At 36.8% G+C, this 16,252-nt stretch carries 15 protein-coding genes, 1 tRNA gene and 1 pseudogene; 7 read left to right on the forward strand and 10 right to left on the reverse strand.

What is annotated here, in order from left to right; translation table 11 throughout:
* Positions 1–186: 186 nt before the first annotated feature.
* The 5 genes from DSM02_RS00695 (at position 187) to DSM02_RS00715 (ending at position 4,526) form a co-directional block, all read left to right on the forward strand.
* On the forward strand, positions 187–1,362 hold the full coding sequence (locus tag DSM02_RS00695) for a trans-sulfuration enzyme family protein (RefSeq protein ID WP_128763845.1): 1,176 nt from the start codon (positions 187–189) through the stop codon (positions 1,360–1,362).
* A gap of 74 nt (positions 1,363–1,436) precedes the next feature.
* Positions 1,437–2,153: a bacillithiol biosynthesis deacetylase BshB1 gene (bshB1, locus tag DSM02_RS00700; RefSeq protein WP_128763846.1), complete on the forward strand. Its 717-nt coding sequence runs from the start codon at positions 1,437–1,439 to the stop codon at positions 2,151–2,153.
* Positions 2,154–2,239: 86 nt separating this feature from the next.
* Positions 2,240–2,315: transfer RNA gene (locus DSM02_RS00705), tRNA-His, on the forward strand.
* 887 nt (positions 2,316–3,202) lie between these two features.
* Entirely contained in the window at positions 3,203–3,718 is a 516-nt protein-coding gene (locus tag DSM02_RS00710; RefSeq protein ID WP_128763847.1) for a hypothetical protein, read from the forward strand.
* A 160-nt stretch (positions 3,719–3,878) separates the two neighbouring features.
* Entirely contained in the window at positions 3,879–4,526 is a 648-nt protein-coding gene (locus DSM02_RS00715; protein WP_128763848.1) for a hypothetical protein, read from the forward strand.
* Positions 4,527–4,626: 100 nt separating this feature from the next.
* On the opposite strand, the gene DSM02_RS20520 is transcribed toward DSM02_RS00715, so the two are convergent.
* A complete protein-coding gene (locus DSM02_RS20520) occupies positions 4,627–4,899 on the reverse strand; it encodes a transposase (protein ID WP_240673945.1) in 273 nt (90 codons plus the stop codon).
* A 417-nt stretch (positions 4,900–5,316) separates the two neighbouring features.
* Here DSM02_RS20520 and DSM02_RS00725 point away from each other — a divergent pair, with 417 nt between their 5' ends.
* Positions 5,317–5,826 (forward strand): hypothetical protein, encoded by a 510-nt coding sequence (locus DSM02_RS00725; protein ID WP_128763849.1) that lies wholly within the window; start codon positions 5,317–5,319, stop codon positions 5,824–5,826.
* A 2-nt stretch (positions 5,827–5,828) separates the two neighbouring features.
* Entirely contained in the window at positions 5,829–6,344 is a 516-nt protein-coding gene (locus DSM02_RS00730) for a hypothetical protein (RefSeq protein WP_128763850.1), read from the forward strand.
* A gap of 299 nt (positions 6,345–6,643) precedes the next feature.
* Here DSM02_RS00730 and DSM02_RS20865 read toward each other — a convergent pair.
* The 9 genes and pseudogenes from DSM02_RS20865 to DSM02_RS00770 form a co-directional block, all read right to left on the reverse strand.
* A pseudogene (locus DSM02_RS20865) lies at positions 6,644–6,871 on the reverse strand (IS91 family transposase); the annotation flags it as partial.
* Between the two features lie 87 nt (positions 6,872–6,958).
* Positions 6,959–7,492 (reverse strand): DUF1697 domain-containing protein, encoded by a 534-nt coding sequence (locus DSM02_RS00735; RefSeq protein ID WP_128763851.1) that lies wholly within the window; start codon positions 7,490–7,492, stop codon positions 6,959–6,961.
* A gap of 1 nt (position 7,493) precedes the next feature.
* A complete protein-coding gene (locus DSM02_RS00740; protein ID WP_128763852.1) occupies positions 7,494–8,099 on the reverse strand; it encodes a GNAT family N-acetyltransferase in 606 nt (201 codons plus the stop codon).
* 123 nt (positions 8,100–8,222) lie between these two features.
* Positions 8,223–9,269, reverse strand: a complete 1,047-nt coding sequence (locus DSM02_RS00745) for a M28 family metallopeptidase (protein ID WP_128763853.1) — start codon at positions 9,267–9,269, stop codon at positions 8,223–8,225.
* Positions 9,270–9,433: 164 nt separating this feature from the next.
* On the reverse strand, positions 9,434–10,129 hold the full coding sequence (locus DSM02_RS00750) for an HAD family hydrolase (RefSeq protein ID WP_240673946.1): 696 nt from the start codon (positions 10,127–10,129) through the stop codon (positions 9,434–9,436).
* 142 nt (positions 10,130–10,271) lie between these two features.
* Entirely contained in the window at positions 10,272–11,585 is a 1,314-nt protein-coding gene (locus DSM02_RS00755; RefSeq protein WP_128763854.1) for a hypothetical protein, read from the reverse strand.
* Between the two features lie 262 nt (positions 11,586–11,847).
* A complete protein-coding gene (locus DSM02_RS00760) occupies positions 11,848–12,186 on the reverse strand; it encodes a gamma-glutamylcyclotransferase family protein (protein WP_128763855.1) in 339 nt (112 codons plus the stop codon).
* Between the two features lie 6 nt (positions 12,187–12,192).
* Complete coding sequence (locus tag DSM02_RS00765) at positions 12,193–14,694, reverse strand: T9SS type B sorting domain-containing protein (RefSeq protein ID WP_128763856.1); 2,502 nt, start codon at positions 14,692–14,694, stop codon at positions 12,193–12,195.
* Positions 14,695–14,697: 3 nt separating this feature from the next.
* Complete coding sequence (locus DSM02_RS00770) at positions 14,698–16,251, reverse strand: hypothetical protein (RefSeq protein WP_317128217.1); 1,554 nt, start codon at positions 16,249–16,251, stop codon at positions 14,698–14,700.
* Position 16,252 lies beyond the last annotated feature (1 nt).

A 16,252-nucleotide genomic window follows, 5' to 3' on the forward strand; every position in this document is an offset into this window, starting at 1 on the left:
AACAGAAAACAGAGCTATATGCATCAATATCCTTTTGAATTAGAAGAGTCTTAACGTCATTTTAAATGGTGTTTTTGTAAATTCGGGTTTTACTCGATAATTGATATTTTGAGTAGCCGATTTTTAAATTCAATTCAAATAATTTCCTTGTGGGCTTACTATGAGGCGATTTGATAAAATAAAATTATGACCAAGCAAAAACCAGGTTTGAATACTATTTGTACTCACGTAGGAGAAGTAGAAGACAAGCAGTTTAAAGGAGCGATTTCACCTATTTATATGTCAACGTCTTATGCTTACGAAGATGTTGACGTAAAGCGTTATCCGCGATATTTTAATACTCCTAATCAAGAAATGTTAGGCAAAAAAATAGCAGCGTTAGAAGGTACAGAAGCCGGGATGGTTTTTGGAAGTGGAATGGCAGCTGTAAGTACTGCATTGCTTGCTTTTTTAAACGCTGGGGATCATATTGTTTTACAGAAGACTTTGTACGGTGGGACGTTTAATCTCGTTGAAGAAGAATTTTCTAAAATGGGAATCGAATATACCTTTACCGACGGATTGCAGAAAGCTGATTTTGAAAAGGCAATACAAACCAACACTAAAGTGGTTTATATAGAAACACCTTCTAATCCGCTAATGACTGTTACCGATATGAGAATGGTAGCTGAGCTGGCTCAATCAAATGGAATAGTGAGTATGATAGACAATACGTTTGCTTCTCCAGTGAATCAGAATCCAGCGGAATTTGGTATAGATATCATCATTCACAGTGCGACCAAATATATGGGAGGTCACAGTGATATTCTTGCCGGAGCTGTTGCAGCATCAGCCGCACATATGGAACAAATTTGGCATAAAGCTAAAAATCTGGGGGGAAGTCTTAGTGATTTTACCGTATGGATGCTAGAGCGTAGTTTAAAGACTTTGGTTCTTCGCGTAAAACAACAAAATAAAAATGCTAAAAAACTGGCGAAGTGGTTAGAACAAAACGGTCATGTGAAAGCGGTTTATTATCCCGGTTTGAAAACACATCCTGATTATGCGCTGGCAAAATCACAAATGAGAGGTTTTGGCGGAATGCTTTCTTTTGAACTCGCTGACGAATTGGATGCTGCGGCCTTTTTAAAAGAACTAAAACTGATCAAACCTTCTATGAGTTTAGCAGGAGTGGAGTCTACGATATTATCACCTACACAAACTTCCCATGCGTTATTAAGTGCTGAAGAGCGGGCACATCAAGGAATTTCAGATGGCTTATTGCGGTTTTCTGTAGGTATAGAAGATAAGGCAGATCTTATTGCAGATTTGGAACAAGCGCTGGAAAAAGTGATTAAAGACAGCTTGAATTTTAGTTTATAATCAAATTCCTGCGAAATACGGGTTAGTAAACTGTTTGAAGACCGACTTATACAATTAAATTAAAAATAAGCCAATTGAAATTAGATATACTTGCGATAGGTGCACATCCTGACGACGTAGAACTTTCTTGTAGCGGAGTACTTGCAAAGGAAGCCAGTAGAGGAAAAAAAACAGGAATATTAGATTTAACTCGTGGTGAACTAGGAACGCGTGGTTCTGCAGAAATACGAGATCAAGAGGCTGCTGCAGCTGCTAAAATACTTGGATTAAGCGTACGAGAGAATATTGCTTTAGCAGACGGTTTTTTTGTAAACGATAAAGAATCGCAACTGAGAATTATTGAGATCATACGCAAGTATAAACCAGAAATAGTTTTGTGTAACGCTATTGATGATAGACATATAGATCACGGTAAAGGAAGTAAATTAGCAAGTGATGCTTGTTTTCTAAGTGGTTTAAAAAAGATAGAGACAAGCCTTGATGGAGAAGTGCAGGAAGCCTGGAGGCCTAAACACGTGTATCATTATATACAGTGGAAAAATCTACAACCCGATGTAGTGGTTGATATAAGTGGTTTTATGGATGTAAAGATGCAAGCTGTACTGGCTTACGGTTCTCAGTTTTACGATCCTAATAACCCTGATAGTAATACGCCCATATCTAGCAAAAACTTTCAGGATAGTGTAAAATATCGCGCTCAGGATCTGGGTAGATTAATAGGAACCGATTATGCAGAAGGCTTTACCGTAGAGCGATATCCGGCTGTAGATTCTATTTTTGATTTGATATAAATTTTTTGAAAGAATGTATTGCTCATAATATGGATTTGCATTACATTTGCACCCGCATAATTCGCTAGCGAAATATGTTTAAAAATGGTGGTTGTAGCTCAGTTGGTTAGAGCGCCTGATTGTGGTTCAGGAGGTCGTCGGTTCGAGACCGATCTTCCACCCGGAAGTAAAAATCCTTGCAGAAATGCAGGGATTTTTTCGTTTATAGTGTTTTGTGGAAAATAGGAACACACTAATTTAGTAAACGCTACTCAGCAAAGTCTAATGATCCGTATAGGCTCACCTCTTGACAAGGCCTTAAAAATGCCTTATATTAGCAGACCTAAGCTCAGACGCATTTATCTTAACCGCACAGCCTAGGATAGGGGAAGGCTCTTTTTTTATAAGTTAGCTCTCTAAAGACTAGCTTGCCATACTACCTGCAGCGAGTACTCCGTGCTGCCATTATCCCATTTTAAACTTCCCAGAGCTCCATTCACCCAAGGTTCACCCGTAGTTCACCCGAGGTTCACCCACGTTTCACCCGGGGATACTGCATAGCAAAGGCAGGGTAACGGTATGCTAACGCTATGGGAGGTATATGGCTGAGGCTCATCAACTAGTTACGGATGCAAGGCTACCTTTTCAAGAAACACAATCCCTAAAAGTCCCAATATGATAAGCTGTTTTAAATGGCCTGTACTTGCAGGCAATTGCACAGTCTCGCATACTCCAGCATACTTTTACATACTATAGCCTACTCCTGCATAGCAAATCGATTTTTAGAGGGGTTTGCTTCGAGTCTTGTTCGGGTATCCTTCGAGAGGGCTTCGGTAAAAGGGGGTATTTCTCGAACAAATCCCGAAGGAAACTGGAAATACAATCGAATAAAAGGGTGTTTTACATGGATTTATTCCCTTTTTTTGCGTTGACCCATGGGATTACAGGATTCTGTAAACTAGATTTAAGACAAAGGTCTACTTTTATTAACGCAACTCAATAGTGGTGATATCCCGTAAATTTTGAGGGGATATGTATATATTTAGTGTTGATATAACAAGTTGTACATAATGCTGAAAAAACTAAATTACATATCAATTTTCATTCTGATTTTAATCGGTATTTCGTGCAAAAACGAAAAGAAAAATAACGAACTAAACTCAAATGCGGAATCGTTATTAAAAATTGATTCTCTAAATGGTTACAATGAATTGGCAAATCCTGACAAACGAGAAACTTATACGATTTCAGAATATAATACTGACAACCCTGAAATAAAGAACATAAAACGTCCTGAAAAAACAATCATACGGAATTTAACGATTGACACAACTCAAGCGTTCGGAATTTGGACTCAAGACCCAAATGGACCACACGCTGATTTTTGGTTGACCGCAAAGGATTTCCTAGTTGCTGATTATGATGGTGATGGACATATGCCATACATTTTGGATGGAAATAAAATCACGATATTTTATAATGACTTTGTTCAAAAAGGAACAATAACTTCAACGAAAAACGATACACTAAAAATTAAATGGGCTGACTTTGACGTTGAAACCAAATATGTGAAATTTGAAAATTAAAAAGCACTATGTACAACACCGGCTATAGTTCATTGCTTCTGACTTTCCTCTCGGAAAGTCCTCGCAAATTTGCTATCTTCGGTTTACGGCGGAAAATCCTCGCGGATTTTCACGCAACGAAACCATAGCCAAACACGTTGTGGTGCATTAAAAAGAAATCGTGAAAACAAAGAAAATCCGCGGACATAAAAGAAGATGGAATGACATTGACCAGTGGGTTGAAACGCATAAGAATCTCGACTTGAACTATTTGAAAGAGTACAAGCGAGATTATGCGAAAATTCGAGTTCACCCTTGGAGCGGAATTTCTTTAACCAACAGCCAAACACCTAGTCCAAAAGGACAAACCAAGACCAGAATTCTAAGTGGACTTATTGAAATTTATGATTCTTGGAAAAGGGAATTGGACAAACTTGACGAAAACTATTATTTAAGAATATGGCTCTTTGAACCAAGATTTGCGAATTCTCAAGTTGTCTGTGCGATTGGAGACTATTTGGACTTTTATGAAAACACTTTTTTCAAACCAGACGAGTCAAAAAAGTTGAACCCCGAGAAATATGGACAGTTAAAAGATGAAATTGAAAATTTTAATTGGGAATATAGACTTGACGAAGACCACTTTGACAACAGCGAACCAGGTGACCCAGAATTATACGCAACATTAGCGGACTATGAAGAAGATAAAAAGTGGTTTGAAAAAATGCTAAAAAAGCCACACAGAACAACGAAATTTAAAGAGCCGATTGGAGAAGCTACTGAATCATATTCATTCAAAAAAGGAGATGTTTGGCTTGGAGAAAAATAAAAAAACGCACCACAACAACGGTAGCCGTTGCAAAAGTCTATAATTTGTATAAAACTAATTCATCTAATCCGCTTTTAAGCGGTTTTCTTGTTTGAGAGCGTTATAGACATTGGAAGTTAACGAGCATTAGTATTGATTTAAATACCTCTTTTAGGGCTTTTTTGAGTCTAAAATACAAGCTGAGCATTCCTGCTCCGCTTTTTACTCGGTTTTGAGTGAATTTGAGGTATTTTTTGAGGTTGTAGGCAATGGCGGAGAGTTGCATACACTTGTTGGCTTGTTTTAGTCCTATGGTATTTATCTTCCTTAATCCCACAAACTGCGTTAGCGTTCCAAAAACAGGTTCTACCGTGCTTTGCCGTTTGCCTTTCATATACCTGCCTTGAGTCCCGACAGCTATCGGGATCTACCCGGGCGATGTTGCGCTGGTATTCTGCCTGGTAATAGGTGACGCTGAATTTCTTTTCCTTTGCGCTTTTACCCAGACAGCTGCTGCGTATAGGGCAGTCCATACATACGTGCTTGCGGGCACGGTATTCTTTCTTGCGGGTACCTGTTCTGTAATCATTAAACTCCTTGGTGAATGGGATGATCTTAAAAGGCTCATCAAACTTGGGATAGCATTCAATACTGCTCTTGACCATACGATATCACGTGTTATAAGGCTTGCTAAGGCCCTTAAAAGAAGGATAAGCAAACTGTATTGCCTAGAGGTCACTCTTGCCTATTATTTAAATTTTATTGGATATCGAACACGCTTCAACTACTTTTAAGGAATAAATAGGTGGTTTTGAGACAAACTGCCGTTGTAAAACATTTGAAAAAGACAATCAGCGTACTAACATTCTTCTTAATTCTTTCTTGCTCTTCCGAAAAAGACAAGATTGAAAAAAGTACTGATATGACTTATTTAGGTGGAATTATAGAAAACTATATGTTTGAGTGTACTGACGCAAATCAATTAGAAGTTCACACTAAAGCGAAATACAATCCAACCGATTCTACTTTAACTTTCTTTATTGGTAAATCTAAAACAGAATTCTTTCAGAAGTGGGAAATTCCATTACAAGATATTTATGTGGATATAAATTTTATTCATTCATTGACAGATACAATGAAACAAATAAACATTAAGGCAACTGAAAAAGATTCTGTTATTCAATATTCTGACAAAAAAAATATGACTTTTAAAATGACCAATTCTTATAATATTTATTTATTTGATTGGTGTGATAAAGAAAAACAAGAAAACTTTATAAGTGCATTAGAGAGAATAACTGAATTGAGTAAACTTAAATAAAAATGCAAGAAACCATCAAAAATGGGATTCCTATTCACGTTGATTTAGCACCAAATCGTAACGAAGTTTATTCAGGAATTTGCCTAAAATCTAACGACAATATCTTCATATTTATCTGTTTTAATGACGAGACAAAAGAATTTGATGGTTTTGCAATTATTAGAAATTTCGAAATTGAAAAATATCGAGAATGGGACGAAGAAGAATTAAGTGAAATAAAGAATAACAATTACTCGGAATTTATCGAAAAACTACCACTCGAAAAAATAAACAATATGTTCGAGTGTTTATCGGAATTGGAAAACGAAGAGTTGATTGCAGTATTTACAGAAGCTGATGATGATTCATATTTTGTCGGACAAATTAAAAATCTAACAGAAAATGAAGCGGAATTAAAATTAATGAATGAAGATGCGGAATGGATTGAAAATAAGAAAATAAATATTGCCGAAATAACTTATATTGGATTTCGGACAAGTATTGAAAAAGAGTTACTGAATAAAAACGTTTTACAATAACTAGCGTTCGTGTGGTCGGTACAGCCTGTCCCGTTGCAGAACGGGAACCCAGCATGAACGCCGTGTTGACTGAACCGGTTCTTTGTCGGTCATCCCTCTATGGGGATTGGTCCGTTTTGGGGTGGGTTATTTTAGGTAGGTATCGGGTCTGTTGGGTACACTTCCGCTCTTGATTTTTCTTAGGTAGTTATATCACTTGTTAGAAGCTCTTGAAGCTTTCGTTTTTTGGAGTGTTTTATCCACTTTTACTTCGTTTAAGCCATAGGGTTCCTCTTACCCTTCAAGAGGCGTTTTGTGCTTTAGTGTGCTTTAGTATATTTTTTGAGTTTTGCGATCCAGTATGGCGGTGGTCCCCGTGCCGTGAAGGTCTCCAGGGTGATGAGTGTTCCTTTTTTACACGTTGGGCATATTCGGTGTTGCAGCGGTGGTTTTTCTTGGAGCTGTACCTGAACCAGGGTCTGGTGCAGGTGGGCAAGGCTTTCCCGTTTATGGGAAGCGCTTAAGATTCCATAATGGCGGATGCGTACTATATTTAAATAAATACGGATATCCGGCACTTACAACTTCATACTTCATACTTCATGTATTTAAAGGTTGATCCTAAGAATAAAGAATTACGTTATTAATTCAATCAACTTCAAAGCGGTCTTCCAGTTGCGGGTGGTGGCGGTAAGATTTAGTTTTTTCTCAAAAAAAGCATTGGAGATTTTAGTTTTATGGTATTTCCCGGGAATAGTTAAGTATGCATAAGAAGTACTTATTATAAACTGATCAGGAGCAAAGCTGTTTTGGTCTAAAGCTGCAACATCTTCCGGTTTTGGTATTTCACTTAAAAACGTTAGATGTAAATTTTCAATAGGTTCAGCGCTAAACGGATTTACTTCAACAGCCTTTTTTATAGCATCAGCAGTTTTAACAACTACAGGAACCTCAAATCCAAATTCTTCTAAAATAGCATTACTTATAATTTTAGCCAATTGTGTTTCGGTATGTTTCTCATCAGATAGAAAAATGATGTTTCCGCTTTGTATGTAGGTTTTCACCTCTTTAAAATTTAGATCACTCATTAGTTGGCGTAATGTTGCCATAGGTACTTTTCGGTGTCCACCTACATTTATCCCGCGCAAGAGCCCAATATAGTGCTGCATATCACAAGTTTTTATAGCGGTTCAATTTATAATTTAATGTTTTCTTTACACCCATCCACTCACTTTCTGTAATAGAAAAAACAACAGTATCGCGATAGCTTCCGTCTGCATTAAGACGATGATTGCGCAGAATACCATCCTGTTTTGCACCAAGACGCGCAATAGCTTCTCGAGATTTTATATTAAACCAGTTGGTGACGATTTGTACAGCGATGCAGTTCAATCCTTCAAATGCGTATTGTAATAGCAAATACTTACATTGTGTATTTGCAGCAGTGCGTTGATAACTTTTAGCATACCAGGTATATCCTATTTCCAGCCGTCTGTGCTCCGGTTGTAAATTGTAGAAACGGGTACAACCTATAATCGTTTCAGTTTGTGTATCTATTATGGTGAGCGGATATTCTAATCCCTTTTCTTTTTGAGCTAAAGCAGTAGCAATATACGAGTCTATTGAGTTGGCATCAGGAACAGAAGTATACCACAATTCCCAGAGTTTACCGTCTGAAGCTGCTTTTAGAAGTCCGTCTTTATGCTCTGCTTTTAAAGGAATAAGCGTAACGCTTTCGCTTTTAAAATGTAAGATTTTATCAATCCAGTGTTTCATAATTCGTTAACAGGAAATGGTTGTTGTGATAAAATTAGGTTTTAAATAAAAAAAGAGCCTCCAAATAGAAGAGGCTCTTTTAAAATTTTTACTCAATAATCGAGATAATCATTTTACCAGGTATTACGGAGTTTTATCAACTACAATTCGGTCTTCACGGTTTGCTAATTCCCAGGCAGTTAAAAACACAAGTTGTGCACGTTTTGCAAGCATAGGGTAGTTGATTTTATCTGGAGTATCAGAAACTTTATGGTAATCTGCGTGAGTACCATTAAAGTAAAAGATGATAGGTACACCTTGCTTAGCAAAGTTGTAATGGTCAGAACGGTAATAAAAACGATTAGGATCGTTATCATCATTATAGGTATAATCCAGATCAATGTTCATATACTTGTTATTAACAGCAGTAGAAATGCTGTCTAACTCAGTACTCAACTTGTCAGAACCTATTAAGTATATGTAATTCTCATTGTCTGCGTGTGCATCATCAACACGACCAATCATGTCAATATTTAAATCGGCTACTGTATTTGCGATAGGGAAAATAGGATTCTCAGCATAATAGCTAGAGCCGTATAAGCCTTTCTCTTCACCTGTTACATGTAAGAAAACGATAGAACGTTGTGGTCTGTAACCAGCTTCTACAGCTTTGTTAAATGCTTCAGCGATCTCTAATACACCTACCGTACCAGAACCATCATCATCTGCACCATTAAATACTTCACCATCATCACGAACACCTACGTGATCTAAATGTGCTGAAATAACAATGTATTCTTCAGGCTTAGTACTACCTTTAATATAAGCAACAACATTTTCTGATGCTTTTATACCGCTTCCTGCTCTAAAAAAGCTTTCTGGTACTGTCTGAAAATAGGTGCTGTCTATAGCAGATGGTATTTCTTGACTTACGTAAAAATCTTTAAGATATTCTGCTGCTTTTTTCTGTCCTGGTTCACCAGTATTACGACCTTCAAATTCGTCAGAAGCATACACGTAAAGCATTTCTTTTAACTCGTCTGCTGTAATACTTTCAGCAAAAGGCATTGGATCAACATTTGTTAGATCTACAGTTTTACCAGAACGGCTAGAAGATTCATTCATTTTAGGACCGCACTTTACAAGAAGAATACTTGCAAGTATACCGGTCATCCACATTATTTTTTTCATAGAGGGTTATTATTTTATTGCCCTAAAAATACACTTTTACTTGATAATCGAAATTAAAACGCATAAATGCTTGCTGAAAATTTAAGAAGTATCATCATCCAGCAATTTGATTATGATTCAGATAAAGACATTATAATAATTTGTAAAACCTTTTTGCTGAAATTTTAAAACCGAAGATAAAAGCTCTCATCTTCTGCTTTGTGCAAATTGATATTGTTGTAATCTGCCATGAAGTTTTGAATTCCGTTTATTGCTGAAAATTCGTTCTGAGTGTGTGTAGTCGTAAGCACAATTGATTTTGAATTTCCGTTAGCAGCAGCCTGTGCTCCGGTAGGACTGTCTTCAAAAATCAAACATTCTTCAAGTTTAATCGCTAGATCGTTTGCTACCATCTCAAATACTTGCGGATCAGGTTTACCACGCGCTACCATATCTGAATGTACAACTGTTTTAAAAAATTCCTGAAGCTTTAAGGCTTCTACAGCGAACTCTGCATTCTCCTTAGGTGCGGCGGTACCAATACCCATTGGGATACCTAGTTTTTTAGCATTATCAAGAAACTCTTGCAAACCCGGAAGCAATTTTATTTGATCAGCATAGATCTCGCGATAGGCAGCTTCTTTATCCCAAGCGATCTGAGCCACTTCCTCATCGGTATAACGATCACCAAATAAGCGGCGAATGATTTCGTTGTTCACTCCGTGTATGTCCCGTTTCACTTCTTCAAGCGTCATATCAAGACCTAATTCTTTCAGCTTTTTTTGCCAAGCACGGTGGTGAATCATCATATTATCAATCATCGTCCCATCCATATCAAAGATGAGTGCTTTTACCGGTATTTTAGTCTTTTGAGAAATCAATATGAAGAATTTTGAGATTAAAGAACGAATATAATAGGATAGAAGTGATTTACAAGAGTGCAGCGGAATCAAAAATACAAAAAGGCGCTATTATGTTATAAATAGCGCCACAATTTAGATATTATTGAAGGTATTCTAAATATTAATATTCTGTAATAACTTCTTCACTAACAGGTATGATAGATCTCATTTCAAACTGATTAAGGAGCTCTTTTTCAAGTTGGGTGATATAATCTGTTCTCTCTCTTATTTGGTTCATACTATCGGTAAAAGCTTGTAGACTGCGTTTACCTACTTTTAGATTTTGAAACATGTTGCTGATGAAGCGAGACATTTCAACTTCACCAATTGCATTTTCAAGATCCACAAATTGTTCAGGTGTTATGAGAAGTGCTTGTAGACGAGTTTGATCTGTGGTAGGCGTGGTTGCAACAGCATTTTTAGTAAGATAGCTGTTGAGTGAATTGTACTGATTAGGGTTGTATTTTTTAAGATATTTAAGTTTTACGTATTTAGCTAGTGATTGTAAAAGCATTTTATCTAATTGATTTTCAGGCTTAAAGTTGCTTGCTAAGTAATAATATGCGTCACTCTCTTTAATGGCATAGTCAATTTTATCAGAATCAACATTTTGAGCCGTATTGATGATGGTGTTATAGGTGCTCTCATTACCATAAACTGGAGAACTTATTTGAGCATATACTACTTTATCATCATCAGAAACCTGTGTCAATTCTTCTAAAAATCCACGAGTTTTAGCAAATTTAGCTTCCAGTTGCGGGATATCTTTTTCGGGTACATTTATATAATTAGCATATTTTCCAGTTTGATAATTTAAATCACCTGCCAAAAGAACCAGATCTCCCGCTACTTTATTATTTGTAAAAACTGATCCACTGGGTTGGGGTTTGCCTTTTCCTATATAAATTTTATCACACGTATCACAATTAGCAGTAATCGAATAAGTATAAATAAATGGATTCATATAATCTGAAATATTACTAGACTTATTTACAATTTCAGGGTACCATTTATCTGTATTTCCCGCTCTTAAAACACCGTTTGAATATACAAGCTGACCTTTATATCGTTTAGCATTTTTAGAATTTTCAAATTTTTTGAATGTACCTCTTGTTACAATTTTAAGTTCTGATTGCGGATTGATTTCTATTTCACATCCTACAAGAACGGTGTAGATCAAACAATCGTCACAGTTTTGTGGAACTTTACTTGAAGCAATTCGACCTCCGTTAAGATAGATAGCATCAACCTTTATGTATTCATTAAGCCTGAAAGATAGCGTTTGCGTGTCTATAGGAAGATTTGTGATTTTGTAAGTAGCGTCTATCGTCTCATCTTCAAGTGAAATAGTAACATCACCGTTTAAATGACTCAATTTTTGAGCACTGGTAAACTGGGTGATTAAAAACAAAAAAAGTAATAAAGCAATTCTCATCAGTAGGTTAGATTTTAGACTAAAATATTGAACTCGTTTTTAGTAGTCTTTTTAGCGTGTTCTTTATCCTGAAAAAAGAGAACTTTATCTGTAAAGCTATTTTAAGCTAGACGTATTGCGAGATTTCACAGATGAAATCGATAAGGAATTCCTTAAAGATCTGAATATACAGTACTTTTAATGAAATTAATCGGGATTTAATTGTAGATATTAAAATATCACTTGTACAAATTGAAAATATTTTAAGAAATAATTAACAATCTTAATTGATGATGTTTTTTGGGCTTTCGCAATAAAAATTCGCCTTTGTGTTTGAGTCTAATATGATGATTCTTCGCTCATAAGAGTTTCCTTCATATTCGTCTGCAAGAGCTAATTCGAAGTCTTTTAGTTCGTAGACAATTCCCTCAATTTGATCGTTCTCATCACCGGTATATATAGCTATAAAATAGGATTGTACTTGCGGATGATTTTCAGGTATTTTGATAGTTCCTAATCTGTATTTTTTTAGAAAGTCTTTTTTACCCTTAAGTTTTCGGCCAAATAATTCTGTTTGAATTTTGATATTCTGAAGCGTTCCGTAGGTGAATAAAAACGCCATCTATTACTATCGTTTAAGACTAAAATGGCCTTTGTATTCTTTCTGCTCTCCCAATGTATCGGTTAGTAAAACGGTATACCAATATTCGTCAGAAGGCAAGGTTTTGTCTCGTACAGTACCATCCCAATTTTGGTCAAAATCTATTAATGATTTTAATAATTTTCCGTAGCGGTTGTAGATATATACAGTGATTGCGGTAAAATTAGCATTACTCAAGCCTGCAGCTCCCCATTCATCATGATAGCCATCATTGTTAGGTGTAAAATACTTTGGGAACCCTAATACCGGAATCTCAATACTGCTCAAACCGCACCCATTTTTATCCCTTACATAGAGTGTTCTAAAACCAATTGCTACATTTCTAAAGACAGCCTCATCTTGATAGGGGCCAAGTGCATCATCTAAAGCAAACTCATAATCACCTATACCCAAATTATTCAAATCAATAACGCGAATTGTATTGATCTCATTTTCAGTCATTACTTCAATAGTATTCATATCTACTGTAGCAGCTTCAGAAGCTATAACTTCAATCATTTTAGACGCTGACTTACAACCGTAAGCCGTAGTTGCAGTAACCGTATAGACCCCGGGAGAATTCACCACTACAGAAGCTGTATTTCCTATGCTCGTACCCGAAGCATCGGTCCAGTTATAAGTATAAGCGTCTCTCGCGTTAGTGGTCTCTAACGTAAAAGAACTCGCATTACTGCAGAATTTTCCTTCGTTTAGAATATCAAATACCGGGATGGGTTCAACTAGTAATTGCAAATGTGGCCCTACTCCAAAGCATGAACCCGATGTTGCATCGTCAACACGAACATATAATGTCTGAGCATTTACAGTTTCGTTTGTATAAGAGTTTTGAGGAAGAATTTCGTTTGTGGCAAGCAGTGCATCTTGTTCATTTCTAAAATAAGAAACCTTTAAATTATTTCCTGACGGGAATTGACTCAACATAGCGGCAGTGGCTTCAGACAGGTCAAAATTTTGAAAACCATCAACAGTGCCATCTGTATCACATTGGGTTAAATTATAACTATATCCAGTAGGAAACGAAGTCGTTGAAACTTCAAGATTTAGAATTGACACTTTAAAGCAACCATTTGCATTTTCGGTATATGAATAGATTGTGCTGCCGTTTTGATTGTTATAGGATTCTGGTGTTATTATAGTATTCCCAGAATTTGTATCTGCGTCAAATCGGGTTTGATAAAACGTAACATTAATATCGGTATCACTAGTAATAAATGGTATGCTGTTATTAAGATTGAAGTCTGTAAAACCATCTGGAGTTCCGTCTTCATCACAATTTTTAATGGTGATTGTATCGGCTGCATCTACAACATCAAGTATTGTTGCAGTAACAGTTTTACGACTACCGGTATTACAACCTAAAGCTTCGCCAGCTACATAAAAATTTTGAGTTGTATTAATTATTGGATTGTAATTAGTTCCTGTATGAACCAGATTTCCACCAGATGGAGCATCATACCAATTCAAGATCCCATCTGTTGTGCTAGCACTTAAGTTTACAGTTCCCGCGCCACAGCGCGTATCACCTGTTACGGTAGTAGTGGGTATGCTGATACTAGTTGAGGTTGCAATTTTTAGCGATGGATCACCCGGCATCCCACCGTATTCTACAAGATAACCTTTAGGCTGAAAGTCTAGGTTAGTCTCCCCGGTTGTTCTGAGATCATTCCAGGAGCCGGGAATACCAATACCCGGAGCAGTAATATGAGCATAGTCTTCGCCGCCATTTACATTATTAGGTTCACCGCTATTCCAATAGGCAAACCTTGTGGTGCTTCCGTTAGGACCACCACGCCAAAACTCAACACCTCCTGCAAGACCTTCGGGGCCGGTAACCCATTCCCAAACTCCTTCCTGAGCTTCATCTGTACCACCAATCCATCCGGCACCTTGAGTTTGTTCTCCGCATAAAACAGCCTCTTCAAAAGATGTTAATGTTGCTAAATATCCTTGTAATCCATAATAAACTCTATTCTCAGCTGCAGTTTTAGCAGCTTCCCAGGTTATTAAATTATCAGGGACATACTCATAATAGTGGTCTGTTGAGGGTAAATAATTAGCCTGACCTATAGTGATAGAGAACGCTCTCTTGCCGCTTATGTTTGCTCGTGAGCTTCTAAAGGTAACTGCTCTGACCGCAGCAATTATTTCTGCAGTGGTTATTGTAGTAGAAAATGTAAGAGTGAGCTTTGCATTACCCGGGTTAAATGATTGTGAAATATTAGGTAGGTTAGGAATCTCTAAAAAGTCGCTTCCTCTTTCGTAACCTGAAGAAATCTGAATATAAAGAGCATCAATTGGAGAGTCGCCAGGATTTTGAAGATCAAAATCAGGAGCTATAGTAATACTTGATAACGGACAATAAATTTGATCTGCATCAGCTTCTAATATTGGAGCTTGACCACGTGTAGTATCTATATTAAGTAAGAAGAGTAGAAGTAGAAAAAGTGTCTTAGATAATTTTATGTTCATAGTCTAATCTTCAAAAAGTGTTGCTTGATAGGCACCTGAGTCTGCCCGATTTGATCTGGATTCTCCTAAAATATCTAAAGGAACTTTAAGTGCTGTGCTGGGATCACCTAGATTTTTTGCTGCAGAATCATCACCAATTCTGTAATCATTTATAGCTGAATTTCTAAAATCAGGATTCTCGCTGAATAGTATATTTAAGTAAATACGTTCATTATTGAAGTCGTAGTTGACATCATTAGCAAACTCACCAAAAGAATCATCAAATTTGATTAAGGAATGTGAAAAACTGAAATTAAAATCAGTAGTAGCCAAAGCTTCTAAGCTGATCTCCTGCGATTGATTGCCGTAAATGATACAGTTAGTAAATGTTGCTTGCTTTAATGCCGAAGTAAACAATTCTGAGTCGGTTTCTAGAAAATTATCTAGCCGTACAGCCGGCGTATTTCTGAAACTTTGAGACCAATAATTAGCAAATGTACTGTGAGTAAACTCATAATTACCTCCTAAACGCAGCCATAAATTGGAGACTCCTGAATTGCCAATAACTAAATTCTCTCCAAGAATTGATGCGGTTAAGGCATATAACCCCATACTTGACGTATTGTAGATCTGTGTATTTTTTATGTAAAAATCTGGATTCACATCACCGGTATTTCCATCAGCGAGAATACCTATGTTGTTGTTCTTTATAGTAACATAATCTATAGAGGCTGTGCTACCGGGAGTAAACCAAATTGTTCCCCACTGACCGGGGACTTCGCTGTATTCTGGTTCTAAGCGGTCACCTTCAAGAATGATCTCGTTTTCTAAAATTTCTTGATCCTCACTCAAAGCACCAGTTGCTTCTAAACGTGATCCATTTGCAAAAATGAGTCCGCTGTTTTCATGAAAATGAATACGCGCACCGGCATCTATTTGCAACGTTTTACCAGAAGGTATTCCGGCATAGCCGTAAATAACATAAGGCTTTTGGTTGGTGAAATTCAATTGATCATCCTCTAGTAAAAAACCTTCAACCGTTAGGGGAGCTCCTGTTTCGTTAAGACCAATTTCTAAGGTTTCTTTAATACCTGCGGCATTTTTCTCTGGATATAAAAAAATCGCATCCTGAATAAGTGTAACCAGTTCTACGGTTTGTAGATTGCTACCAGAATCAAACTGAATTTGATCGGTGTATACAAAGCTGTTTTCGGTTTGAATAGTTGCATCTACAGTAGTTTCAATAAAAATATAAATACTGTCTTTAGGTAGAATTTCTATGTTTTTAAAAACCGTTCCGGCCAGGCCGTCAACATTAAGCCTATATTGAGAGTTTTCGCCTTGCGATAAACCAACATAAGGTATCGAGATAAGATTAGTTGAGTTGTTGTAAACCTTTAAATTATAAGTGCTGCTGCCAATATTTGAAAAAATCGTATCTAAAAAAACCGTGTCTTTAGAAAACCACAGGTTCCCTTCACTGCGCGTAGGTTCAAAATCTTCACGGCACGCACTCATAAAAAGCGTAGCAGTAAAAACAGCAAGAAATAGAAGTCCGGTTTTTAGTAGATTTTTCAAC

The sequence above is a fragment of the Leeuwenhoekiella polynyae genome, from assembly GCF_004104075.1.
GTDB lineage: Bacteria > Bacteroidota > Bacteroidia > Flavobacteriales > Flavobacteriaceae > Leeuwenhoekiella > Leeuwenhoekiella polynyae.

What these genes read in the sequence shown, in the direction of transcription:
- DSM02_RS00695 (WP_128763845.1), top strand. Translation starts at nt 187, where the DNA reads ATGACCAAGCAAAAACCAGGTTTGAATACTATTTGTACTCACGTAGGA.
- DSM02_RS00710 (WP_128763847.1), top strand. Translation starts at nt 3,203, where the DNA reads ATGCTGAAAAAACTAAATTACATATCAATTTTCATTCTGATTTTAATC.
- DSM02_RS20520 (WP_240673945.1), bottom strand. Translation starts at nt 4,899, where the DNA reads ATGAAAGGCAAACGGCAAAGCACGGTAGAACCTGTTTTTGGAACGCTA.
- DSM02_RS00730 (WP_128763850.1), top strand. Translation starts at nt 5,829, where the DNA reads ATGCAAGAAACCATCAAAAATGGGATTCCTATTCACGTTGATTTAGCA.
- DSM02_RS00735 (WP_128763851.1), bottom strand. Translation starts at nt 7,492, where the DNA reads ATGCAGCACTATATTGGGCTCTTGCGCGGGATAAATGTAGGTGGACAC.
- DSM02_RS00740 (WP_128763852.1), bottom strand. Translation starts at nt 8,099, where the DNA reads ATGAAACACTGGATTGATAAAATCTTACATTTTAAAAGCGAAAGCGTT.
- DSM02_RS00745 (WP_128763853.1), bottom strand. Translation starts at nt 9,269, where the DNA reads ATGAAAAAAATAATGTGGATGACCGGTATACTTGCAAGTATTCTTCTT.
- DSM02_RS00755 (WP_128763854.1), bottom strand. Translation starts at nt 11,585, where the DNA reads ATGAGAATTGCTTTATTACTTTTTTTGTTTTTAATCACCCAGTTTACC.
- DSM02_RS00760 (WP_128763855.1), bottom strand. Translation starts at nt 12,186, where the DNA reads ATGGCGTTTTTATTCACCTACGGAACGCTTCAGAATATCAAAATTCAA.
- DSM02_RS00765 (WP_128763856.1), bottom strand. Translation starts at nt 14,694, where the DNA reads ATGAACATAAAATTATCTAAGACACTTTTTCTACTTCTACTCTTCTTA.